General features: G+C 70.5%; 20 protein-coding genes. 7 read left to right on the forward strand and 13 right to left on the reverse strand.

Annotation, left to right across the window (positions count from 1 at the left end; genetic code table 11):
- Positions 1–235 precede the first annotated feature (235 nt).
- Positions 236–2,164, reverse strand: coding sequence for an ATP-binding protein (locus tag EP757_RS44705; RefSeq protein ID WP_127552891.1), 1,929 nt, complete (start codon positions 2,162–2,164; stop codon positions 236–238).
- Between the two features lie 361 nt (positions 2,165–2,525).
- Between EP757_RS44705 and EP757_RS36355 the strand changes: the two genes are divergently transcribed.
- The 3 genes from EP757_RS36355 (at position 2,526) to EP757_RS36365 (ending at position 5,845) form a co-directional block, all read left to right on the forward strand.
- A complete protein-coding gene (locus EP757_RS36355) occupies positions 2,526–3,122 on the forward strand; it encodes a DUF6230 family protein (protein ID WP_232050191.1) in 597 nt (198 codons plus the stop codon).
- 64 nt (positions 3,123–3,186) lie between these two features.
- Positions 3,187–4,734, forward strand: coding sequence for a DUF6114 domain-containing protein (locus EP757_RS36360; RefSeq protein WP_127552893.1), 1,548 nt, complete (start codon positions 3,187–3,189; stop codon positions 4,732–4,734).
- A 127-nt stretch (positions 4,735–4,861) separates the two neighbouring features.
- Positions 4,862–5,845, forward strand: coding sequence for a class I SAM-dependent methyltransferase (locus EP757_RS36365; protein ID WP_127552894.1), 984 nt, complete (start codon positions 4,862–4,864; stop codon positions 5,843–5,845).
- Here the strand turns inward: EP757_RS36365 and EP757_RS36370 are convergent.
- Positions 5,742–6,728 (reverse strand): hypothetical protein, encoded by a 987-nt coding sequence (locus EP757_RS36370; RefSeq protein WP_127552895.1) that lies wholly within the window; start codon positions 6,726–6,728, stop codon positions 5,742–5,744. The two genes, EP757_RS36365 and EP757_RS36370, sit on opposite strands and share 104 nt — an antisense overlap.
- Before the next feature lie 51 nt (positions 6,729–6,779).
- Positions 6,780–8,255 (reverse strand): GGDEF domain-containing protein, encoded by a 1,476-nt coding sequence (locus tag EP757_RS36375; RefSeq protein WP_127552896.1) that lies wholly within the window; start codon positions 8,253–8,255, stop codon positions 6,780–6,782.
- Positions 8,256–8,355: 100 nt separating this feature from the next.
- On the opposite strand from EP757_RS36375, the gene EP757_RS36380 reads away from it, so the two are divergent.
- On the forward strand, positions 8,356–8,625 hold the full coding sequence (locus EP757_RS36380; protein WP_127552897.1) for a DUF2277 domain-containing protein: 270 nt from the start codon (positions 8,356–8,358) through the stop codon (positions 8,623–8,625).
- On the opposite strand, the gene EP757_RS36385 is transcribed toward EP757_RS36380, so the two are convergent.
- The gene (locus EP757_RS36385) at positions 8,626–10,611 is read right to left on the reverse strand and encodes a translation factor GTPase family protein (protein WP_127552898.1); all 1,986 of its coding nucleotides are present in this window, start codon (positions 10,609–10,611) and stop codon (positions 8,626–8,628) included.
- Between the two features lie 167 nt (positions 10,612–10,778).
- Here EP757_RS36385 and EP757_RS36390 point away from each other — a divergent pair, with 167 nt between their 5' ends.
- Positions 10,779–11,273 (forward strand): hypothetical protein, encoded by a 495-nt coding sequence (locus EP757_RS36390; protein ID WP_127552899.1) that lies wholly within the window; start codon positions 10,779–10,781, stop codon positions 11,271–11,273.
- On the opposite strand, the gene EP757_RS36395 is transcribed toward EP757_RS36390, so the two are convergent.
- The 6 genes from EP757_RS36395 to EP757_RS36420 all read right to left on the reverse strand — a co-directional run bounded on the left by EP757_RS36395 (position 11,260) and on the right by EP757_RS36420 (position 15,998).
- Positions 11,260–12,153 carry a CPBP family intramembrane glutamic endopeptidase gene (locus EP757_RS36395; protein ID WP_197725459.1) on the reverse strand — a complete coding sequence of 298 codons (894 nt, stop codon included), beginning with the start codon at positions 12,151–12,153 and terminating at the stop codon, positions 11,260–11,262. The two genes, EP757_RS36390 and EP757_RS36395, sit on opposite strands and share 14 nt — an antisense overlap.
- A 78-nt stretch (positions 12,154–12,231) precedes the next feature.
- On the reverse strand, positions 12,232–12,882 hold the full coding sequence (locus EP757_RS36400; protein ID WP_127552901.1) for a response regulator transcription factor: 651 nt from the start codon (positions 12,880–12,882) through the stop codon (positions 12,232–12,234).
- Positions 12,879–13,991, reverse strand: coding sequence for a sensor histidine kinase (locus EP757_RS36405; RefSeq protein WP_127552902.1), 1,113 nt, complete (start codon positions 13,989–13,991; stop codon positions 12,879–12,881). Before EP757_RS36405 ends, EP757_RS36400 begins: the two co-directional genes overlap by 4 nt.
- Before the next feature lie 46 nt (positions 13,992–14,037).
- Positions 14,038–14,454, reverse strand: coding sequence for a cytidine deaminase (locus EP757_RS36410; RefSeq protein WP_127552903.1), 417 nt, complete (start codon positions 14,452–14,454; stop codon positions 14,038–14,040).
- A 57-nt stretch (positions 14,455–14,511) separates the two neighbouring features.
- Positions 14,512–15,174, reverse strand: coding sequence for a class F sortase (locus EP757_RS36415; protein WP_127552904.1), 663 nt, complete (start codon positions 15,172–15,174; stop codon positions 14,512–14,514).
- Positions 15,171–15,998 (reverse strand): DUF4397 domain-containing protein, encoded by an 828-nt coding sequence (locus tag EP757_RS36420; protein ID WP_127552905.1) that lies wholly within the window; start codon positions 15,996–15,998, stop codon positions 15,171–15,173. Before EP757_RS36420 ends, EP757_RS36415 begins: the two co-directional genes overlap by 4 nt.
- Before the next feature lie 168 nt (positions 15,999–16,166).
- Here EP757_RS36420 and EP757_RS36425 point away from each other — a divergent pair, with 168 nt between their 5' ends.
- Both EP757_RS36425 and EP757_RS36430 read left to right on the forward strand, forming a co-directional pair.
- Positions 16,167–16,808, forward strand: coding sequence for a fasciclin domain-containing protein (locus tag EP757_RS36425; RefSeq protein ID WP_127552906.1), 642 nt, complete (start codon positions 16,167–16,169; stop codon positions 16,806–16,808).
- Positions 16,809–17,031: 223 nt separating this feature from the next.
- Positions 17,032–19,104 (forward strand): heavy metal translocating P-type ATPase, encoded by a 2,073-nt coding sequence (locus EP757_RS36430; RefSeq protein ID WP_127552907.1) that lies wholly within the window; start codon positions 17,032–17,034, stop codon positions 19,102–19,104.
- Here the strand turns inward: EP757_RS36430 and EP757_RS36435 are convergent.
- The 3 genes from EP757_RS36435 to EP757_RS36445 form a co-directional block, all read right to left on the reverse strand.
- The gene (locus tag EP757_RS36435) at positions 19,085–19,393 is read right to left on the reverse strand and encodes a hypothetical protein (RefSeq protein WP_127552908.1); all 309 of its coding nucleotides are present in this window, start codon (positions 19,391–19,393) and stop codon (positions 19,085–19,087) included. The genes EP757_RS36430 and EP757_RS36435 overlap by 20 nt on opposite strands.
- A 95-nt stretch (positions 19,394–19,488) precedes the next feature.
- Entirely contained in the window at positions 19,489–22,065 is a 2,577-nt protein-coding gene (locus tag EP757_RS36440; RefSeq protein ID WP_232050192.1) for a LuxR C-terminal-related transcriptional regulator, read from the reverse strand.
- 244 nt (positions 22,066–22,309) lie between these two features.
- On the reverse strand, positions 22,310–22,705 hold the full coding sequence (locus EP757_RS36445; RefSeq protein WP_127552910.1) for a hypothetical protein: 396 nt from the start codon (positions 22,703–22,705) through the stop codon (positions 22,310–22,312).
- Positions 22,706–22,783 lie beyond the last annotated feature (78 nt).

The raw sequence follows: 22,783 nt of genomic DNA on the forward strand, positions 1-22,783 counted from the left end.
GAGGATCACCCAAGATCCCAGTCGCGGCACAGCGAGCGGGGCGTGGCCTTGCATGGCGAGCCGGACGTTGCGTGGCGAGCCCGACGTTGCATGCCGAGCCCGACATTGCAGGCCGCACCCGACGGGCATGGCGTTGGGGAGCCGGCCGCGACGGAGCAAGCCGGCGCGAGGGCAGGCAGACCGGGACCCGCCGCAGAACGGGTCGGGGCAGGGCAGTCGAAATGGGCGTAAGAGGTCAGCCCACGCTAAGGACGTCCGGCAGCGAGTCGGGGACGGGGGCGGTCACCGCCGGCAACGACAGGGTGAACGTGCTGCCCCGGCCCACCACCGACTGCACGGCGATGGTGCCGCCGTGGTCACTGACGATGTCGCGGACGATCGCCAAGCCGAGGCCGGGCCCTTGGACGGCCTGGTCGACGGCATTGCCGGCACGGTGGAACGGGGTGAAGAGGCCGGGGACGTCCTCGGCCGGGATACCGATGCCGGTATCGGTGACGGTCACCGAGACGGTCCGGGCGTCGGCTGTCAGGGTGCATCGGACGCTGCCGCCGGCCCGGGTGAACTTGATCGCGTTCTCCATCAGTTTGCGCAGGGCCCGCTGCAACTGGATGCGATCGCCCATGACCCAGCACTCCTCCGCCTCGAACGTCACGGTGAGTTCTTTGGCACGGGCGGCGTTCTCCAGTTCGGTGTGCACGGTGGTCGCCAGTTCGCCGAGGTCGAGGGGCTCGGTGGAGACTTCGCTGCCGGCTTCGGGGCGGTCGAGGAGGACCAGGTCGGCGATGGTCTCGTGCAGGCGGTGGGCGTTGCGCATGATCGCGTTGAGGGAGCGTTTCTGGAGGGTCGACAGTTCGTCCATGTCCTCGCTGAGCATCTCGGTGTAGCCGAGGATGCTGGTCAGCGGCGTGCGCAGCTCGTGGGTGACGGTCGAGATGAACACGTCCTTGCGGTGGTCGAGCATCCGCAGCTCGGTGATCAGGCGGGCCTGGCGGTACTGGAGGGTGAGCTGGCGCAGCGCCCGTTCGATGGCGCCGCCGACGCCGGTGAGCAGGCGTCGTTCGCCGTCGGACCATGCGGTGACGCCGGGGCGGCTGACGCGCAGGTAACCGGCCTCGCAGTCGGCGTCGCCGCCGATGGTGACGCCGATCGCGCCGTCGTCGAACTGCTTGACCCGGCCGGGGCCGCCGGTGAGCAGGTCGGTGACCACGTCGTCGGGGAGTTCGGGGATGCCGGCGGGCCAGCGGACCCCGATGGCGCCGGTGCCGGGGATGGTCAGCACGCAGTGCACGGCGCCGGCGTCGATCGCGACGCCGACCATCTCGGCGATGCGGTGGACCGTGGCGGACGGTTCGCGGAGATCCTGGAGTTCGGCGGCGACGGCCTGGCGCAGGCCGGCCCGGGTGGCGCGGCCGTGTTCGGCGGCGAGCAGCTCTTCGGTCTGCGCGGCGAGGTCGTTGAGGGCTTCGGCGACGGTCCGCAGCTCCTCGGCGCCGGCCGGTTCGGCGCGGGCGGAGCGGTCGCCTCCGGCGAGGTGCCGGATGGTGCGGCCGAGCTTGCCGAGCGGTACGAGAAGGTGACGGCGAGCGGTCCGGACCACGGCGTACGCGACGGCCACGATCGACAGGAGCAGCACGACAGCAGCGCTGGTCACCGTACGAATGGCCTGGGATCCGGAATTCTTCTCGGCGCGCAACTCGGCGTCGATGCCCTGACCCACCGCCTCGTTGACGAGGCGCAACTCGTCGAAGAGCTGCTTGCCTCGATCGGGGAGCTCCGAACCCGCACCGGTGGCGATCGGGGCCGCGTATTCGTCCAGCCAGCCGCGCACGACGAGGCGCTCACGATCGAGCATCTTGCGCACGGCGGAGTCGCGGGTGCCGGCGGCCACCTCGTCGAGGGCGGCGAGCGCGGCGGTGCGGCCGGTCTCGTACGGGGCGAGAAATGATCGATCACCGGTGAGCTGGAAGCCGCGGATGCCGGTCTCGGCGTCGGTCATCTGCTGCAGGACCCGTTCATTGGCGAGCGAGGCCCCGGCGATCCGGTCGGCACGGCGATCGTGGTCGGCACGGATCCGCCCGCCGACCGCGAACTCGACCACGAGGAACGCCAGGAAGAGCAGGACCAGGGCAGCGAAGCCCAGATTGAGACGTCGCTGCACGCTCATGGGCGGCGCTCCTCGGGAGCGTTCATGTAACCCCGATCGGCAGGAGGAGGGCGGGACCTAAGTGAGGGCACCGAAACAAATGCCACTCAGCAAGTATCCAGCTTCGTTATCAAGTCGTGATAATCGGCCTATTGCGTACCCGGGGTAACGGGTAACTTGGCCGCCCGAAAGGTTTTGTCGGAAATATCGGACACGCCGCTAACCGAGAATCACCCTGCGTCATGTTGATCAAAGTGATCTGGGTTACTGACTGGTAGCCGCCGCCCTTGTCCCGGCCGCCCGACAGCGGCAACATTTCCGGCACATTACGGCCCTCGGCATCGACGGACGCGAGTGCCGGAAGCCATCCCAAGGAGGTTCCGTGAAGGATTACGGGCGCACCAACTGGCGCCGGTTCGCCGTGGCGGTGGGCGTGCCGACGGTCGTCGCCGGTGGCCTGGTCCTCGCGCTGGCCAACGGCGCGCTCGCCGCGAACTTCACCATCGCCGGTGAGCAGTTCAAACTGTCCGCCAGCAAGCTGGTGGGCAACGGCTTCACGCAGTACAGCGGCGAACTGGAGACGAAGGACGGCACCATCCCGGCGGCGATGTCGGGCATCGAGGACGCCACCCTGACCGATCTCTGCCAGTCGGTGGCGGTCGGCCCGGTCACGTTGCGGATCGAAGCGGGCGACGACGAGAAACACCCGGTGAAAGCCACGAACCTGCTGATCGGCATGTCCTCGCTCGGCGGTGACGCCACTTTCGAGGACATCCAGATCGGCTTGGACGCCGGCACCCTCGACCGGGCGCAGGACGAGGCGAAGGGCGATCCCGGCGCGTTCGGGCAGCAGGCCCGGGTCGTCACCATCCACAACCTGCGGCAGCAGGCGTACTACACCTCGGCCTCGACCTTCACATTGAACGGCATGAACCTCACGTTCCACGTCGGCGGCAAGCACGAGTGCTACTACGAGTGAGTTGTTTCCCCGGCCCGCGGAGCGCTCTGCTCCGCGGGCCTTCGTCGGTGAGGGTGGAGATCGCGTGACGGCGTTTCGGGAATGGCGACGCGACCGGCCGTTCTGGGGCGGGTTGCTCCTGGTGCTGTCGGGACTGGAGATGTTCCTCAGCGCCAACATGTCGCTGGACAACATCGAGATCCACATCGGTCCGCAGGGCTTCCTGTCGTACCTCATCCCGACGATCATGCTGATCAGCGGCGCGCTCGTCTGGTTCAGTCCCGCGCAGCGCCTGTTCTACGGCGTGATCGGCACGCTCACGGCGCTCTACTCGTTCATCGGGCTGAACCTGGGCGGCTGGATCCTCGGCATGATCCTCGGCATCGTGGGCGGCGCGCTCGTGATCGCCTGGACCGCTCCCCCGCAGTCGCCCGCACCCACGCCCGACAGTGGCGAGCCGACCGCTGAGTTCCCGCCCGTGGTGAGCGATCCGGCCATCGTTCCGGGCCTTGATGATCAAGATCCTTCCCGGTACGCCGGGGAGCCGCGCGATCCTGCTCACCCCGGCTTCGCCGAACCCGACCCGGACGGACAGGCAGGCGACCCGGGCCCGAGGCATCGGTCGATGCGGCGCAAGGCGCTGATCCTGATCGCTCCGCTGCTGCTGGGCGCCGCCGTGATCGGTGGCGGGAACATGCCCGCCGACGCGGCGCCGGAGTGCCCGAAGGGTATGCCGTCCCGGACCGCCACCCCGTCGGCGGACGCCGCAGCGAAGAAGAAAGCCGCCGCCGCCAAGCGGGAGAAGAAAGCCCAGGCCTCCGCCTCCACTTCCGCCTCCGCCTCCGCCTCGAAAGCTCAGCCGAAGGCGAGTCCCAGTCCCAGCCCCAGCGCCGGCGCCGGCGACGCGGAAGAGAGCGACACCCCGATCCTCGACGGGATCAACGACATCATCGAGGGCATCAACGACGGCCTGAACGACATCTTCAACCCCGGCCCGTCGCCGACGCCCACCTCAGCAGCGCCCACCTCAACAGGGCCAACGTCACCAGGGCCGACCTCCGCGGCGCCTGCTCCCGCGCCGTCCACAACCTCCGCCGGCCCGTCCACTGCGCCCTCCGCCGTCCCCTCGGGCCGGCCGTCCGCCGCACCGGCGGCCAGTGCGAAGCCCGAGGAGATCCCCTGCCTGGGCCCGCGCCAGGTGGGTCTGCTCGCCGACGCGGACGGCATCCCGCGCGCCGGCGTGAAACCCGGCATCCTCAAGACCGCTTCGCTGACCATGTACAACTCGACGTACGAGGGTGTGGTCGACGTCCCTACCGCGAACGGGCCCATCAAGAGCCTGTTCTTCAGCATGGACAAGGCGGTGAACAAGCCGTTCAGCCTCGCGATCGCCGAGCCGAACGGCAAGACCACACTGATCAAGAGCGGTCAGCTGACGACGGACGGCAACGTCGAGTTCTACTCCCCCAAGTTCCAGGGCAAGCTCTTCGGCCTGATCCCGGTGACCTTCACTCCGGAACAGCCGCCGCCGCTGACCCTGCCGGTCCTCTGGTTCACCGACGTGACCATCGACCTGGCCTACGTCCAGTGCGACGTCCTCACCGCGAAGCCGATCAGCATCACCGAGGTCTAGTGCTCCTGCCACGGGTCGATGCGATGATTCGGAACCACCGCCGAAGCCTCCCGATCGTTGATAGGAACGATTCGGGGCGTCATCCGGGCGGCCCCCGCTCGCCGGATGCCGACTGGAGTGATCCTCGTTGAGTCAACGCGCCATCTATGACCGGCGTTATGCCGGAACGGGCTATGACCAGCGTTCTGCCGTCCCGGTCCTGACGGCGGAGAGAAATGTGCTGCGCCGGGCGGCGGACCGGGTCCTCACGTGGCTTCCGGAAAGCGAACCGATCACTCTTCTGGATTTCGCCTGCGGCACCGGCCGGGTGACGAACGAATTCGCCGGGACATTCCATTCTCATCGGGGCGGGCTGCGTCTGGTGGCCTATGACGTCTCGGCCGTGGGACTGGAGAAGGCGGCGCATTCGCTCATCAAGGACTTCGGATTCGACGTCGCCGAGACGCTGCGATTCGACCACGCCGCGGGCAGCGGCTATCCGGCCGGATCGATGCGCCGTATCAGTGACGGAATCACCGTCGAGGTGCTCTTCGTGCACGGCAGCGAGGCCGATGACGCGGAAACCGCCGGCAAGATCCTGCGGGAGGCGAACCTGGGCCGGGCATTCGCCGTGACGACGTCCTGGTATAGCGGTTTGGCGCACATTCCGACGGCCGACCGGCGCGGTTCCTTCTTCACCATGCTGAACGACGTGACCGATCCCCGCGGGGAGCTGTTGGTCGCCTCCTCGGTCTCCGGTGATCTCGTCGACCTCCAGGCGGAGTGGGAGGACCGCCGGCGGCGCGGTGACATCGGCGGATGGCCGATCGAGATGCAGGGCGACGTGGTCTACCAGACCGAACTGATGCAGGAGAACTTCTGTCACGTATTCGGGGCCGACCTGGCCGCCCTCCTCGAGGCGAACCGGGAACCGTCGCAGAGCGCCTGGCTCGAAGCCGTCCGGATGCCCGATCCGGAGTTCAGTTCCGAGCGGGAGGAACGGGACAACTTCCGGCGAGTGGTCGCCTTCAACGAGACTGTCCGCCATCGGTCCTGGCGCCCCGAGGACTATCGGGAGGTCCATACGGCGGTGGCGATCCGGAGTGGCCTTCCCCGGACGGCTCACGACTGAGCGCGGGCGAGCCGGGGTCGGTTCTGATTCCGGGCAGCGGCCGGAGGACCAGGATCGACGTGGCGAGCAGTTGACCCTGCTGCACTTCGACACGGAAAAGGCATTCGAAGTTGCGCAGTCCGGCGCAGCGCCGCAGGAATTCCTCGTCGCGGGGAAGCTGCGCGGCGCGCCAGGAGCCGAACCCGTAGATCCCCGCCATCATGATGAGGGTGCGGCCCGGAGCGAACGGGTTCTCCGCCCTCACCAGGACGCCGTAGTCGGTCCGGAATCGCCGCGCCACCTGCGTGCCGTCGCTGCCGGCCGTGATGAACCAGCTACCGTCGTAATCGAGGCGCGGGTCCGCCCCGTTGAGCTCGTTCACATCCCATTCCGGCCGATAGATCTCACCGGTCGGCAGGTCGGTGATCGTCATGGTTTCCGCATTCATCCGGAACCCGCTGCCGAGCCGCTCGAACATTCCCACCGCCAGACTGTTCGTCTCGTCCAGGCCGAGCAGGATGATGTTCTCGTGAAGCTGCTCCTCCGAAATCCTCGAGGCGTAGGCGACCTCGAAATCCGCGCCGTTCCGGTCAAGGGTGCTCGTCAGGCATTGCAGCGCGCGGACGTCACCGCCGCCGACCCATCCGGACGGTTCGAGATGGTTCAATCGCGTGAACGATCCGATGAAGAGGTTCGTTCTCCCGCGCAGGAGCCGGCGACCCCAGAATGCACGATCGTGACGGGCCTTGAAGTGACCGAGCAGCTCCCGGCTGATCGCACCTGCCACGAAGACGACGACCGCCGCGGCGATGTTGATCAGAAGATCACGCATTTCGCTCCTTACGAGCGCTCCGCCCTCCAGCAGCACGAAATGATCGCGAACAATCATGATTGACAATGTCAAGTTATCAGAGTGCGGCAATGCCGACCGTGCGCCGACTCCGCGAGGGCGGATCTAAGCGGGCGTCGCCGAATGGTGGTGGATCGTGCCCTTGCCCGCTGCCTTCGCGGCGTACATGGCGGTGTCCGCCTGGCGCAGCAGGGCGCTGACGCCGACCCGCTCGCCGCGGCGGGTGGAGGCCACGCCGATGCTGCCGCCCACCTTGACCTGGTGGCCCTGGACGATCATCGGCTGGGCGAGGCGGCGCAGCAGGCGGTCGGCGAGCTGGCCGGCGCGGGGGCCGGGGTCGATGAGCAGGATCGCGAACTCGTCGCCGCCGCAGCGGCAGATCAGGTCGGTGCCGCGCAGTTCCGCCGTGAGCCGATGCGCGATGGTGACCAGCACGTCGTCGCCGGCGGCGTGCCCGAGGGTGTCGTTCACCGGTTTGAAGCCGTCCAGGTCGATGACGATCGCGCAGGCCTCCAGGTAACCGGCGGTGAGCTTCGCGGACGCCCGGGCGTCGAAGGCGGACCGGTTGAGCAGCCCGGTCAGCGGATCGTGGTGGGCCTGGTAGGCGAGGGCCTGCCGCTGATGGTCGAGGGTGACGGTGAGCCGGCCGACGGTGACGAGGGTGAGGAACTGCCGGAGCAGGACCAGGGAGAAGCTGCTGAGCAGCAGCCAGACGAGCACCTCGCCGAGCTCGCCGTCGGTGAGCTGCCGTCCGGCGGCGACGCCGACCGCGGTGGCGACCGGGACGTACGGCAGCAGCGCCCAGGGACTGAACACGAGCCGTTCCACACCGTCGGTCCCCGGCCGGGAGACGGCGAGTTTGCTGCCGGCGGCCATCACCCAGGCGCCCAGGACGTACCCCGCTCCGACGCCGTTGTCCCACCATGGCTCACCGGCGACGCTGTTGCGGACCGAGACCAGCAGGGTGAACGCCTGCACCAGGGCGGCGAAGGCGAGGAGCTGCTGGGCGCTCGCCTGACGGCCGGGCACCGCATTGGCGAGGGTGACCACGGCGACGGCCGCGCCGCAACCGAGCACCACCACGATGGTCACGGCGTACGCGTTGAAGGCGGTCTGCTCGGCCGGGACCTGCCGCGGATCCATCGGCATGAACTCGCGGACCAGCGCGAAGAACGCTCCGGAGACCGCGGCCACGTCGATCACCTGCCGGGCCGCGGCGATACCGCGCATCTTCGGGCCGGCGAGGACCATGGCCACCGGTACGAGGACCGCAGCGATGGTCGACAGCACCACGGCCGGGGCCGCCGCCCACCCGGCGCCGAGGACGCCGATCAGGAAGAGGGCGTTCGACGCGGACCAGGCCGCACAGGCGGCCGCCCCGAATCCGAACGCCAGCTGGATGCGCGGCGGGTTGATCGTGTCCCGGGCCCGATCGCGGTAGTTGACCGCGGCGTAGCCGGCCAGGACCGTGATGATGACATCGGAGAGGGCGAGCCCCGCCGTTTCCGGCAGAACGAGGTGGAGAGCCTGCACGATGGTCGCGAGTGCGAGACCCGCCAGCAATGCGATGCGCAGTGGCATGCCGACCCCGGAGTGGTGAAGATCCGCCAGAGCGCTGAGTATTACATGGAAACCTGTCTGTGATCAGCCCGCGAAACGCCGATTCCGAGAGGGAAACACGATGTGCCGCAGCATTCACCAGCTTCACAATTTCGAGCCGCCCGCGACCGAGGACGAGATCCACGCCGCAGCGCTGCAATATGTCCGGAAGATCGCCGGTTCGACCCGCCCCTCCCAGGCCAATCAGGAGGTCTTCGACAAGGCGGTGGCAGCGGTCATGGCCGCCACCGCCGAACTGCTCGCCGGGCTGGTCACCACCGCCCCGCCCAAGGACCGCGAGGTCGAGGCGGCGAAGGCGCGGGCCCGGGCGGAGAAGCGGTACGCCTCCTGATTATCGGGGCATGGCGCGGAACCACTCGTCCCGGTCGGCCGGATCGGGACCGCGCCTGATCATCACCGGTGGGTCCTCGCCGGTGATCGGCGCGTAGTGGTCGAATTCGGCGGTCAGCACCGCTTCCCCACCGGTGAGATCCGGCAGCGCGGCCACCACGTCCGGCACCCGCGACGACGGCAGCGTGCCGGCCACGTTCAGATAGCCGCCGGCGGTGTCGGCGTCGTGGATCACCGCGCCGGTACGCCCGAGCAACGCCGTCACCGCGTCCGCCAGATGCTGCGGCACGTTCACGTCGAACCGCTCGAACGGCTGGCACACCCTCGTGCCGGCCTCCCGCAGCGCCGCGGTCACCACCACCTGGGCGAGGTGGCGGAAGTCAGCGGCCACACTGGAGACCGACTTGTCGAACTTCTGGTGCGGCCTGCTCTGCCGCGGCTGGTACTGCGACGACGTCATCGTGATCGCGCAATCGGTGACCGGCCAGCCGTTGCGCCCCTGCCGCAGCGCCGCCCGCGCCCCTTCCTCGGTCGCCGCGATGAACGCCGGTGGCAGCCGGCCCGGTTCGATGCCGGGATGGAACGTGACGCCTTCGCCCGGCTGGATCGTCAAGCCGATCCCCGCGAGGTACGGGTTACCGCGCTCGCGAATCCGGTCCTCCGCCGCGCCGGAGGCGACCACCCGCTCGATGCAGGCGGTCAGTGTCCCGGAGAAGCGGACCAGCACGCCGTACCGCTCCTCGAGCAGCGCCGCGATCACCTCCTTCTGCACCTCGCCGTGCAGCCGGATGACGGCCTGACCCTGCTGTTCGTCGAGGCGCAGGTCGACCAGGGGATCCTCGTCGGCGAGCTCGGTCAGCCCGGCGAACAGCCGGAGCCGCTGCGCCGGGTCGACCGGTTCGACGAGGGCCTGCCGGGTCGGCGGCGGGAACCGGTAGAGGTGCCGCCGCGGCGGATCCCCGACGTACTGGCCGATCCGGGCCGGCAGTCCCCGGACAGCGACGATCTGCCCGGCCACCGCCGACTGTCGCACGAGGACGCCGCCGGGTTCACTGACGGCGATCTCGGTGACGGTCTGCGGCCGTGCGCCGCCGAGCCGCACCCGGTCGCGGACGCTGAGCCGGCCGGACCAGAGCCGCAGCCAGGCCCGGCGCCCGTGCCCGTCCCGGTCGACGGCGAAGACGGTACCCACCGCCGGACCGTCGTCAGGGTCCGCCGTGCGGTCCGGCTGCCGGCCGCGCCTCGGCGAGGAGGCGTGGGGTAGCAGGTCGGACAGGATGTGCCGCAGTTGCGCGACTCCGGCACCCGTGATGGCGGAACCGAAGGTGATCGGGGTCAGGTCGTTGCGGCGTACCGCACGGCGGATGGCCCGGCGCACGTCACGAGCACGGATCGGCTCGTCAGCCAGCCACCGTGCGGCCACGGTGTCGTCGGCCTCGGCGACGGCTTCGATCACCGATGCGGTGCCGAGACCGAGGCCACGGACACGCGCGCCGGAACAGCCCTGGCCGGTGACCGTGCTCAGCACCACGGGAGCGGCGCCCAGCCGGCGGTGGATCTGCGCCACCACGCGGCCGACATCGGCGCCGCGGCGGTCGACCTTGTTCACGAAGAAGACGGTCGGGACGCCGATGCGGCGCAGGGCACGCCAGATCGCCACGGTCTGTGGCTGCACGCCCTCCACACCGGACACGACGAGGACCGCGGCGTCGAGGACCGCGAGGGAACGCTCGACCTCCGCGATGAAGTCGGGGTGGCCCGGTGTGTCGAGCAGGTTCACGGTCAGGTCGCCGAGGCTGATCGACGTGACGGCCGCGCGGATGGTGATGCCGCGGCGGCGTTCGAGGTCCATCGAGTCGGTGCGGGTCGTGCCGTCGTCGACGCTTCCGGGCTCGGTGACGGCGCCTGCTTCGAAGAGCAGGCGCTCGGTCAGGCTGGTCTTGCCGGCGTCAACATGGGCGACGATCCCGAGGTTCAGCGATGTCAAAGCAGGTCTCCACGGTCAGACGAATCGGGGTCCGGAGCGTGGGAGCTGCTCGCATCGTCGTCTCCTGTGATCGTCGGGATCTGCCGGAACCCATGGTTGCGCCGGGACGACCGCGACGCCACCGATTTACGGTGAATCCGACCCGGAGGAGTCCTAGCCTGAGGGGCATGCCTTACGTAGCCGCCCGTGACGGCCGCAAGAATCGCAGCGCCGCGAGCCGGGCCCCCGCCGTCCCCGACCGGATCGAGAACCTGCACGGCAACAGCCTCGGCGTTCTCGAGGTCCCGCATCACATGGCCGCCGGGCATCCCAGCCGGCGACGTTATGAGCTGGACGATCCCGCGCAGCTGCGGCACGCCTACGAGCAGGTGCTCAGCGAGGCCGCCGACTGCCAGGAGATCGAAGACCTGATCAATCCGGCGACGCTGCGCCGGGTGTGGCGGGACCTGCATCTGCCGTCGAAGGTCCGCGAGGCGTGGGAGACCCGGCATCCGGGCCTGCGCCGCGTGGTGAACCGGACGAAACCCGGCAATCGGGGTACGGGCGCGGAGGACGTCATCATCGCCCGCACGCGACCGGCGCCGCCCGGTTCACCCGGTTTCAGCCGTCGCAGCCGCGCTCAGGCCGGTCGGCCGACCACCAGGGTGCTCATCGCTCGCTGACCGGCGGCATCACGCCCGGCGCGGCGACGGCGGACGCGGCGTCGGCAGGAGCGGCGTCGGCAGGAGCAGCGTCGGCAGGAGCGGTCGCTCGGCGCGGGCGCAGGTTTCCGCGGCGGTGGGCCAGTCGCAGGAGGTGGAGCGTCGCAGCGAGGCTGATCAGCACCGCGAAGATGCTGGCTTCCGGGCCGAACGTGCCACCGGTCAGCACCGCCGGACCGTCGAGCACGCCGCGCAGCAGGCCGGGCGTGGAGCTGTCGGCGCCGGAGACGGTCACGCCGAACAGGCCGCCTTCGGCGAAGTTCCAACCCAGGTGCAGGCCGATCGGGAGCCAGAGGGCGCGGGTGGCCACGTACGCGGCGGCCGTCATCGCCCCGGCCACCATGATCGCCAGTTCGCCGCCGATCGCGGACGGGTCGTTGACCAGGTGCAGGATGCCGAAGAGGGCGGCCGAGACGGCCATCGCGATCCAGGTGCCGGTGCGTTCCTCGACGAGCCGGAACAGGATGCCGCGGAACAGCACCTCCTCGGCGGTGGCGACGGCCGTCATCAGGCCGAGGATCGAGAGCATGCCAGCGGCCGAGCCCCACCCGTCGATGCTGAATCCACCGGTGAGCGCGATGAGCAGCACGGTCGCGGTGAACAGCCCGATGCCGGCGAGGGTGCCGCGGGCGAGAACGCGGAATCGCCTCCGGACCGGCAGGTCGTCGACTCGGCGGTTGGCGATCCACACGGTGCATCGGGCGTACAGGGAAAGGGTGAAGATCGCGGCAGCGGCACCCAGCGTGAGCGAAAGGATCGCGTTGCCGGAGGCGGCGCCGACGAGCAGGACCACCAGCACATCGACGACGATGAAGATCGGCAAGAGCAGGAAGGGCTTCATGGGTACGACGCTAAGCAGCCTGGCATTCAAGATCATCACCCCGCGGTGGACGATCGCGATCGCTCGGGCGAGGGATGGTCAGGTGACCAGTCCGGTCCGGTAGGCGAGGATCACCGCCTGAACCCGGTCACGCAGAGCGAGTTTGGTGAGGATGCGGGACACATAGGTCTTGACCGTCTCCTGGCTGATCACCAGCCGTTCTGCGATCTCCGCGTTGGACAGGCCCTCGGCGATCAACTGGAACACCTCGATCTCGCGCGGCGTCAGCTCCGCGAGGCGACCGTCACGCGCCGCTGGCCGAACCCGATCACCGAAGCGCCCGACCAGCCCTCGCGTGACGGCCGGGGCGAGAAGCGCCTCGCCGCGCGCGACGGTACGGATGCCGTCGATGAGCTCGGCCGGTTGCGCATCCTTGAGCAGGAAGCCGCTGGCACCGGCCCGCAACGCCTCGTAGACGTATCCGTCCAGATTGAACGTGGTCACGACGAGGACTTTCGTCGGCTCGGTGACGTCCGGGCCGGCGAGCAGGCGGGTGGCTTCGATGCCGTCGAGCAGCGGCATGCGGATGTCCATGACGACGACGTCGGGGCGCAACCGCCGCGCTTCCCGGACCGCCGCCTCGCCGTCGGATGCTTCGCCGACGACGTCGAGATCGGGTTGAAGTCCGAAAACGGTCATGAAGCCGGCGCGCACGAGCGCTTGATCGTCACAGACCAGGACGCGGATCATGCGGCGCTCCCGTGCGGGATCGTGGCCCGGATGGTGAAGTCGCCGTTCTCGTCGGCGCGCGCGTCGAACGTGCCGCCGAAGACCGTGACCCGCTCTCTCAACCCGGTCAATCCGCGCCCTTCCCGATGGCGTTGCCGGGACGATCCCAGGGTGACGAGTTCGATCTCTGTCGACTCGCCGCCGTGCCGCACCCGGACGCGCGTCGGGCGGCCACGCGCGTGCTTGAGCGCGTTGGTCAGGCCTTCCTGCACCACCCGATGCACGGCGAGCCCGAGTCCGCCGTCCGGTCCCGGGCCGCCGATCTCCTCGAAGTCGACCGGCTGACCCGCGCGGCGCAGGCGATCCACCAGGTCGGCGAGGCGGCTTTCACCGCCGGTGGCTTCGCCGCTTTCCAGTGCTGCGCCGCTCTCCAGTACGCCGAGGAGCCGCCTCAACTCGACGAGCGCCTCGCGACCGGAGGTGCTGACCGCCGCCATCGATTCCGCCGCCCGCTGCGGCTGCGGTGCGATCAGCAGACCGGCGGTGTCGGACTGCACCACCATGGCGGTGACGTGATGGGTGACGACGTCGTGCAGTTCCCGGGCGATCCGGGCCCGCTCGTCCCTGATGCCGTCCGCCCGTCTGCGCACCTCATCGGCCTGCCGCCGGCGCACCCACGATCCGGCGCCCCAGCAGGCCGCGAGCACCGCCGCGAACGTGACGAAGTCGATCAGCCGCTCCCCGGAGCCGAGCAGCCGCAGCCCCGCCGCCAGCCCGGCGTACGCGACCGCAGCGGCGATCGCGGTCTCCCGGCGCCGCCGCCGCAGATGGGCGCCGGCGCTGTAGAGGGCGACCAGCAACGCCAGCCCGGCCACCGTCGGCGGATATCCGAGCAGCTGATAGGCGATGAACGCACCACCGGCGATCGCCAGGCAGAGCGCGGGCCGGATCCGGCGCAGGACCAGAGCACCGGCTTGGACGAGCAGCAACATCAGTCCTGGTACGCCGGCGTCCCGCGCCGGCAGCTCACCGACCGCCAGCCCCAGCTCCGCGACCCCCGGCACGAACGCGGCCACACCGAGAAGACCCGCAAGGACCCCATCCCGACCCGTCGGACCCCAGCGGCGCACGCGCGCAGCCTACCCGTCGACGCGACAGGGCGTCCGGCCTGCTGCCTCAGTGTGATTCCTGGTAGGTACGCAGGGTTCGCGGGCCGAACGCGTCCGGGAGGACCTCGTCGATGGTCTTGATGCCGCTGAGGGTCTCGAGGAGCATGCCCGGCGCCGAGTGTTCGAACAGCAGCTGCCGGCAACGGCCGCACGGCATCAGCGTGTTGCCGTCGCCGTCCACGCAGGCGAACGCGACGAGCGAGCCGCCACCGGTCATGATCAGGTCGGAGACCAGGGAGCACTCGGCGCAGAGCCCGATACCGTACGAGGCGTTCTCGATGTTCGCGCCGGTGACGATGCGCCCGTCGTCGACGAGGGCGGCCACCCCCACGGGGAACTTGGAGTAGGGCGCGTAGGCCTTCGTCATCGCCTCGCGGGCGTGGGATCGCAGAGTCTCCCACTGCTCGTCGGAAATGGCAGTCATGTGTGTGTCAGCTCCGTGATCGTCGCGGTGCCGCCCGGCTCCGAGCGACGGTGAATCCTAGATCGTCGGAGTCGCCGTCACCACGACGTTGTCCCGGTAGTGCCTGGTCCGCGCGTCGAACGGCCCGCCGCAGGTGATCAGGGTGAGGCGGGTGGCGCCGTCGCGGGCGAAGTATTCCGGCAGCGGGATGGCCGTCTTGCGGTACCGCTCGCGGGCGACCACCCGGAACTCCCGTTCCTGTCCGCCTGCGCCGACGAGGGTGATCGTGTCGCCGTTCTCGAGCGCGCCGAGGCGGAAGAACGCGCCCTTCCCGTCGGCGGCGCTGTCGACGTGGCCCGCGATGACGATGGAGCCGGCGTCGGCGGCGAAGCCGGGGCCGTAGCGGTACCAGCCGACCCGGTCGACGCTCGGCGGGACGGCGAAGTCGCCGGTCGACGGCTCGATCCCGACTGCTTCGACGGCCGCGTCGAGATCCAGGGCGGGGATTCGCAGCCGGGTGGGTGCTCGGGTGTCGATGGTAGGCAGGGCGCCGTCGGCGATCGGCACCGCCGGCGCCTGCGCCGGCGCGGATTGCAGGGCTGTCACCGCCGGGGCGCCGAAGTCGTCCGCCGGCTGTGACCTGATGACGGCGACACCGGCCGTGGTGGCCAGCGTAAGGCCGGCCACCAGCGGGAGCAGGGCACGCCCCGGCGAGCGCCGGGGCGTGCTGCTTACGCTCATCGACGGCCGGCGACGCGGGTGGTAGCCAGCCGGAACAGCCCGACCATCGCGAGCAGGATGCCGAGAGCGCCGGCGCCGTACAGCGGCAGCGACCCGTTGCCGTCCGCCCGGCCGCCGTCGCCGCTGGGCACGCCGCCCGGCGCCGAGTGCAGGCCCTCGATGGTCTGCGAGACGATGTCGAGGGTCTCGTCCTCGGCGGAGCCGACCGCGTACACGATGGTGGCGGTGCCTTCGGCGAGGTCCAGGTCGGCCGGGCCGAGGACCCGGGTGTCGGTGCCGGCCAGCACCACGTCGGCGGAGACCGTGCCGGCGTCGACGTCGGCCTTGCCCTCCTCGCCGTTCGTCACGTCCTCGAAGACCGGCGTGCCACCGGCCCGCACGTCGACGGCCGGGGCCGCCGCGGTGTGCCGCACGATCAGCCGGGCCTTGCCGGCGGCGAGTTTCGCGGTGTCGTTGGCGAACGGCGTCAGGACCGGCTTGCCACCCTCGTCGAGGTGGGCGACCAGGCTGACGTTGGCGTCGCCGGGAACCTCGGCGTTGTCGACGGTCAGCAGCGCGTCGCCGATGGCGTCGCCGGGCTTGGTCAGCGCGATGTCGTACTCGCCGGCCGGCAGGCTCAGCGGACCGGCGACCTTGCCGGGCTGGAAGTCCGGAATGGTCTTCTCGCCGTTGACGTAGACGTCGACGGGCTGACCGGGAATGCCGTGCACCACCGTCACCTGCGAGTTCGCCTTGGCGTAGGCGGGCGAGGCGGACAGTCCGGCCACACCGCCGAGGGCTAGCAGCGACACGGCGGCGGCGCGGCCGAGAGGGAGAGTGCGCATCGGATCTCCTGAGGTGATCGTCGTTGATGACGTACGCCCTCTTCTTCGTTGCGGGAGCGCCGGATGGATGCGGCGAAATTCGTTGCATCCATCCGGCCGGGTGCGAGCGAAGTACTCGGTGGTGGCCGCAGGAGCCACCACCCGTACCGACCGGAAAGAGGCTCGAAGATGAGGTTCACGAAGGCCGCCGCCGTAGCCACCGCCGCGATCGCCGTCACGGCCCTCAGCGCCGCTCCGGCGCAGGCCACCGGCAAGAAGCCGCTCAAGACCAAGTCCCTGGCCGCGGTGCTGACCGCGGACAAGAGCGGCTTCGACCGCAACGGTCACGACTACGACATCCTGACCGCGGCGGTGACGGCGGTGCTGAAGGCGAAGCCGGGCAGCAAGGTGGGTGTGCTGGCCGACGGCAAGACGCCGGTCACCGCCTTCCTCCCCAACGACCGGGCCTTCCAGCTGCTGGTCAAGGACATCACCAAGTCCCGGAAGCTGCCGGGCGAGAAGAAGGCGTTCACCGCGGTGGCCGGCCTCGGCATCAACACCGTCGAGTCGGTGCTGCTCTACCACGTGGTGCCGGGCGCGACGATCACCAAGAAGGCGGCGCTCAAGTCCGACAACGCCAAGCTGGCGACCGCCGCAGGTTCCAAGATCAAGGTTGATGTGTACGGCCCCCGCTGGCACAAGCGCATCGCCCTGATCGACGCGGACCGTTCCGACCGCAACCCGCGGATCAACCGTTTCGACATCAACAAGGGCAACCGCCAGATCGCCCACGGCATCGACCGCGTCCTGCGCCCGATCGACCTCCCCTGATCCCTGCTCCTGCACGGCCCGGGCGTGAGCCGCAGCTCATGCCCGGGCCGCAACCCTGCCGCCCCGGCGAAACTGATCGACGACACCCTCCGCGGAGTAGACCGGTCCTCCTTCCCAGCCCCTTCCTTGCCGCCGGGCGCCGTCAGCACGTCCTCGGTCCAGTGTTCCCCGCGTTGCCTTGATACCCCCAGGGGGTATATGTTCGGCATCGGAGGTGGTCGGCATGACGACCCACACAGCGCACGGCGCCGCGCACGGCCGGACCCACGAGCACGGTGATCACGACGGTCACGGCGGGCATGACAAGCACGCGGGGCACGACCCCGAGGTGTTCCGGCGGAAGTTCTGGCTCAGTCTTGCGCTGACGATCCCGATCGTCGTGACCAGCGAGATGGTCATGGAGTGGTTCGGGTACGACGTCGGCTTCGCCGGCATGGCGTGGCTCGGGCCGGTCCTCGGCACCGCGGTGTTCTTCCATGGTGGATGGCCGTTCCTGGCCGGCGCGGTCAGTGAGATCCGGGACCGCGCGCCCGGCATGATGCTGCTCGTCGCGATGGCGATCACGGTGGCGTACACGGCCTCGCTGGCGACCAGCCTCGGCCTGTTCGACCTGGACTTCTGGTGGGAGCTGGCCGCGCTGGTGACCATCATGCTGCTCGGCCACTGGCAGGAGATGAAGGCGATCGGCCAGGCCCAGGGCGCGCTCGCGGCGCTGGCGGCACTCCTGCCCGACGACGCCGAGCGGGTGACCGGCGACGGCGGCGTCGAGCGGGTGGCGGTCGCCGACCTCGCGGTCGGGGACACCGTTCTGGTGCGCTCCGGAGCGAGGGTTCCGGCTGACGGCAAAATCATCGACGGTACGGCGGAACTCGACGAATCGATGGTCACCGGCGAGTCGAGGCCGGTGCCGCGGGGCACGGGCGACCGGGTGGTGGCCGGCACGGTGGCGACCGACTCGGCGATCCGGGTCCGGGTCGAGGCGGTCGGGGAGGACACCGCCCTGGCCGGCATCGGCAGGCTGGTCGCGCAGGCCCAGGCCGCCGGTGGACGGGCGCAGGTCCTCGCCGACCGGTTCGCAGCGATGCTGTTCTACGTCGCCACGGCGGCGGCCGCGGTGACGTTCGCCGCCTGGTGGCTGCTCGGCGACCTGGATGAGGCAGTGGTCCGTACCGTGACGGTGCTGGTGATCGCCTGCCCGCACGCACTGGGCCTGGCCATCCCACTGGTGATCGCGCTCTCGACGGCTCTCGCCGCGAAGGCCGGCGTTCTGGTGAAGGATCGGCTGGCGCTGGAGCGGATGCGTACGGTCGACGCGGTGTTGTTCGACAAGACCGGCACCCTGACCAAGGGCGCGCACACCGTGACCGGCACCGCCGCCGCGGACGGGTTCGGCGAGACCGGGGTGTTGCGGATCGCCGGCGCCGTGGAGGCCGACAGCGAACACCCTCTCGCGCGGGCACTGACCGGCGCCGCTCACGACAAGGGGCTGCACGCGCGGGCCACCGGATTCCGGTCGCTGACCGGCCGTGGCGTGCGGGCGAGCGTCGACGGGCGGACCTACGCCGTCGGCGGCCCGGCGCTGCTGCGCGAACTCGGCGCCACCGTTCCCGCCGCGCTGCGGGACGCCACGGAGCACTGGTCGCGGCGCGGCGCGGCGGTCCTGTACCTGCTGCGGCTACCCGGCGAGGAGGCGATCGGCGCGTTCGCTCTGGAGGACGAGGTGCGGCCGGAGGCGCGCCAGGCCATCGAGCAGCTGCGCCGGGCCGGGATCGCGAAGATCGTGATGATCACCGGGGACGCCCGCCCGGTGGCCGAGGCCGTCGCCGCGGATCTGGGGTTCGTACCGGGAAAGGACGAGGTCTTCGCGGAGGTCCTGCCGGTCGACAAGGATCGTACGGTCGCCGCCTTGCAGGCCCGCGGACTGCGGGTGGCGATGGTCGGCGACGGGGTCAACGATGCCCCGGCGCTGGCCCGCGCCGACGTCGGCCTGGCGATCGGGGCCGGCACCGACGTGGCGATCGAGTCGGCGGGCGTCGTGCTGGCCTCCTCCGACCCGCGCGCCGTGACCGGTGTGATCCGGCTGTCGAAAGCCTCCTACCGCAAGATGATCCAGAACCTGGCGTGGGCGGCCGGCTACAACGTCGTCGCGATCCCGCTCGCGGCCGGCGCGCTGGCCTGGGCCGGCATCACACTGAGCCCGGCGATCGGAGCGGTGCTGATGAGCGCCTCCACCATCGTGGTGGCGGCGAACGCCCAGCTGCTACGGCGGGTACGGCTCACTCCCGGAACGCCCTAGCCGACCCGGCCAGAGCGGTGGCGACGGCCGCGTCGACCAGAGCGGCAGTGCGCCAGCGCGGGGAAGCGGCGGCCAGGGTCAGCTGCTGAACGGCGTGCGCCGCGTCCACGACCACACCCCAGCGGTGCACCGGAACAGCGGCCTGCACCAGATGACGAGCACCCAGAACACGCGCGAAAGCCACCGCGCCCGGCGACGCGTCAGCCCGGCCACCGGCCCGCAACAGGACCCGAGGCGCGATCACCAGCGCCGCACCCCACACCACCCGCGCCACGGTCGAGACACGCATGACCCACGTCTACCCGAGCTCAGGCAGCGGAAACACCGTCAGGGGTACGCCGGAGGCCGCGACACCTGAGGCGGCGCCGCCGGACAACGGGGGGTTCACAGCAGTCCCAGCTGACGGGCCGTCATCACCGCCTCCCGGCGGCGGCCCGCGCCCAGCTTGCGATAGATCGATCGCAGGTGGGCCTTGACCGTGTTCACCGAGATGTTCAGGTCGTCGGCGATCTCGGCGGCGGTCAGGACCGTCGGCATGTACTGCAGGACGTCGGTCTCGCGTTCGCTGAGGGTGTCGGCCTGCGTGGCCGGCGCGATCACCGGGTGCTCGCCGGTGATCTCGGTGAGGACGCTGCCCCGGGGCGGGACGCGGGTGTCGGTCCACTGCTGGCGCTCGGCGAGGACCAGCAGGCGCTCGGCGCCGTGCCGGCGGAACGGGCGCACCAGGCCTTCGGGTTCGGCGGCGGCGAGGGCCTTCGTCACCGCTTCGCCGGCCCGCCCGCTGCGGCCGCGCGCCTCGGCGGCCAGCGCGGTGAGCAGCCAGGCGGAGACCGCCGCGCCACGGTCCGGCCCCTCCCGGACCACGGCGAGGGCGCGTTCCGCCTCGGCGGGACGGCCGACCGCCTGATAAGCCTGGGCCAGGCGTAGTTGTTCGGCAGGGTGTAGTTCGAGCAGTCCGGCGTACCGGGAAAGCACCGCCTGGGGATCATGGAGCGCCACATCGATGTCACTCTGCGTCAGCTCGACGACGCGGCGGAGCATCGGCGCGTCCATGTGCGGCGCCGTCTCCTTCGCCAGCTTGTCGAGTTCCGTCTGCGCGGCATGCGGTTCGCCACGATCGATCAAGAACGATGCGCGTACGGCGCCGGTCAGCACGAAGATCGTCGCCTCCGGCTGGTCCCCCGACGCGTGCAATGCTCGCCGCAGCGCCTCATCGGCTTCGACGTCGTTGCCCTGCTGCATGGCGATGACGGCCTGGGCGAGATGCGCGGGCGCCGTGGACGTCTGGTCCTGGCCGGTGATCCGGTCGGCGACGGTGAGCGCCGCGGTGGCGTGCAACCGGGCCTCGGTCAGCGATCCGCGCAGCAGGCTCAGCAGGGCCAGGTGGCCGAGCGCGCTCACCTCGACCCCGGGGATCCGCGCTGCCCGGGCGCCGGTGACCGCGGCCCACAGGTAGCGGTCGGCGTGGTCGACCCGCTGTGACCAGAGCAGGCCGATGCCCTTGTTGTTCAGCGCGATCGCCCGGTACTTCGGCATCGCCGGCACCTGGTCCCAGCGGAGTTTGGCCAGCTCGGCGAGCACCCAGGTGGAGACCTTGACGAGCCGGGGCATGTCGCCGCGCCAGCGCGTCGTGATCGTCGCCTCGAGGACGTCGAGCGCCATCGCGACGACCCGCCGGCGGCCGATGTCGCGGTGGGCCAGCAGATGCCGGGCCCGGTGAAGCCGCTGCGCCACCCCACTCACGTCGCCGAGGCCGTAGGTGAGCAGGGCGTCGCAGAGTGCCAGTTCGGCGCTGCTCGCCAGCAGCTCCCGGGGGATGTCGCCGAGGACGTCGAGCAGGTCGGCGCGGTTCGCGGAGTAGAACAGCGGCATGCCGTGGTCGGCGACGAGACGACCCACCATGGGCCAGTCACCGGCCGTGGCGGCGTGGTGCAGCGCCGACAGCGGGCTGCCCTCGCGGGCGTGCCACCGGGCGGCGAGCACGTGCAGCCGAGCCGGGTCGTCCATCTGCTCCAGGCCGAGCCGCTGCCGCAGCGCCGCCTGGAACTGCCGGTGATATTGGAACCAGCCGCCCGGGCCGATCCGGGTGAGGAACAGGTTGGAGCGGGCCAGCTGTTCCAGCAGCGCCTGCGCGTGCGGCCGGCCGGTCAGCGAGCTGGCCAGTCCACCGCAGATCCGATCCGGGACGCTCGTGTAGAGCAGGAACTGCCGCACCTGCGCCGGCAGCGCGGCGAGCACCTCACGGATCAGGTAGTCGGCGGCCGCCTCGTCCGGATCGGTACCGGGCGGCGCGTCCACGGCCAGCCGCAGTCCCGCGGCCCAGCCCTCGGTGGCCTGCATCAGCGCGGCGAGCACCGGCGCGGGCATCGGCCGGCCGCGCAGGGCGAGCAGCTCGGCTGCCTCATCGGGCCGGAACGCCAGATCGTGCGACCTGATCTCGGTGAGCCGCCCGGCGGCGCGCAGCCGGTGCAACGGCAGTTCCGGATCGGTGCGGCTGATCAGAACCAGTCGCAACCGCGGCGGCGGATCCCGCAGCAGCCCGGCGATGTCCTCCAGCACCCGCGGCTCGGTGATCTCGTGCAGGTCGTCGAGGACGATCACCAGCGGACCTGGGAACGATCCCATACCCGTGCTCATGCGCCGCAGGACAGTAGGTCCGTCGACGCCGCGCACCGATCCGCGGCTCGGCAGCACCTGCCCTGGACGCAGCGCACCCGCGGCACGCAGCGCGATCACCAGATCCGACCAGAAGATGTACGGGTCGTTGTGCCCGTTGTGGAGCGTCAACCAGGCGAGCGGCCCCCGCGCCACTCTGGTCTGCGCCCACGTGCCGGCCAGCACGGTCTTCCCCCAGCCCGCGCCGGCGCACAGAACCGTCACCGCCCGGTCGGCGCCGGCTTCCAACGCCTCGAGAAGACGCTGCCGCCGGATCACCTCCTGCGGTAACGGCGGCCATGCCACCCGAACATCATCTATCGGTCCCGGCGATTCTTTCCTTGCCGTCTGACGCATGCCGACCCCCCGGCGACCGCCCCCGCTTGATCTCTTCGGTCAAGGCTGGTCGCAGCATGGTGCATGCACATCGTTCGAATCGGGTGATCCGGCGGGCTCGAAACGCTCAGAGCTGGCCGAATCGCGCTCCCCGATGGCCGATCCTCTACTTTTACAACACAGTAGAGAGTCTGTCACCGGTTACAGCGCGCCTTCACGCGGCCGGCCGCATCGGCGCCGGTCTGCGGTGGTACGGCGCGCTCTCGATCAGCCGGCGCAGCGGCGCGCGCGCCGGCTCCCGCCGACCGGCTCTCGGCTCCCGCGGGCCGGTCGCCGGCGCGCCGGCGCATCGGGGTCGCGGCTGCTGTTCGCCGGCGGACGGGTGCCGGCGGGTACGGAAGCCCCGGCGTTCCAGCTCGGCGCGGGCCAGCTCCATCCAGGCGGGCGGGCGGTCGGGGCCGGCTGGTCCGATCAGGCGGGCGGGGAAGTCCGGATCGGCGGCCGGCCGGGCTCGCCGATGCAGGCCCAGGTCGGCGAGTACGTCGTCGACCCGGTGCGGGCAGGCGGCGACGGCAAGCGTCCAGAGGTCGGTGACGGGTTGCGGCCACATCGGCGGTCTCCCTTCTCTCCCTTCCACCGATAAGACGTGCCGCGCGTCGTGTCAAGACCCGAGTTTGCGCAGGCCGCA

The organism is Actinoplanes sp. OR16 (assembly GCF_004001265.1).
Taxonomy (GTDB): domain Bacteria; phylum Actinomycetota; class Actinomycetes; order Mycobacteriales; family Micromonosporaceae; genus Actinoplanes.

Coding starts and splice junctions, on each gene's coding strand:
- EP757_RS44705 (WP_127552891.1), bottom strand. CDS start 2,164: ATGAGCGTGCAGCGACGTCTCAATCTGGGCTTCGCTGCCCTGGTCCTG.
- EP757_RS36375 (WP_127552896.1), bottom strand. CDS start 8,255: ATGCCACTGCGCATCGCATTGCTGGCGGGTCTCGCACTCGCGACCATC.
- EP757_RS36380 (WP_127552897.1), top strand. CDS start 8,356: ATGTGCCGCAGCATTCACCAGCTTCACAATTTCGAGCCGCCCGCGACC.
- EP757_RS36390 (WP_127552899.1), top strand. CDS start 10,779: ATGCCTTACGTAGCCGCCCGTGACGGCCGCAAGAATCGCAGCGCCGCG.
- EP757_RS36395 (WP_197725459.1), bottom strand. CDS start 12,153: ATGAAGCCCTTCCTGCTCTTGCCGATCTTCATCGTCGTCGATGTGCTG.
- EP757_RS36400 (WP_127552901.1), bottom strand. CDS start 12,882: ATGATCCGCGTCCTGGTCTGTGACGATCAAGCGCTCGTGCGCGCCGGC.
- EP757_RS36410 (WP_127552903.1), bottom strand. CDS start 14,454: ATGACTGCCATTTCCGACGAGCAGTGGGAGACTCTGCGATCCCACGCC.
- EP757_RS36415 (WP_127552904.1), bottom strand. CDS start 15,174: ATGAGCGTAAGCAGCACGCCCCGGCGCTCGCCGGGGCGTGCCCTGCTC.
- EP757_RS36420 (WP_127552905.1), bottom strand. CDS start 15,998: ATGCGCACTCTCCCTCTCGGCCGCGCCGCCGCCGTGTCGCTGCTAGCC.
- EP757_RS36425 (WP_127552906.1), top strand. CDS start 16,167: ATGAGGTTCACGAAGGCCGCCGCCGTAGCCACCGCCGCGATCGCCGTC.
- EP757_RS36430 (WP_127552907.1), top strand. CDS start 17,032: ATGACGACCCACACAGCGCACGGCGCCGCGCACGGCCGGACCCACGAG.
- EP757_RS36435 (WP_127552908.1), bottom strand. CDS start 19,393: ATGCGTGTCTCGACCGTGGCGCGGGTGGTGTGGGGTGCGGCGCTGGTG.
- EP757_RS36445 (WP_127552910.1), bottom strand. CDS start 22,705: ATGTGGCCGCAACCCGTCACCGACCTCTGGACGCTTGCCGTCGCCGCC.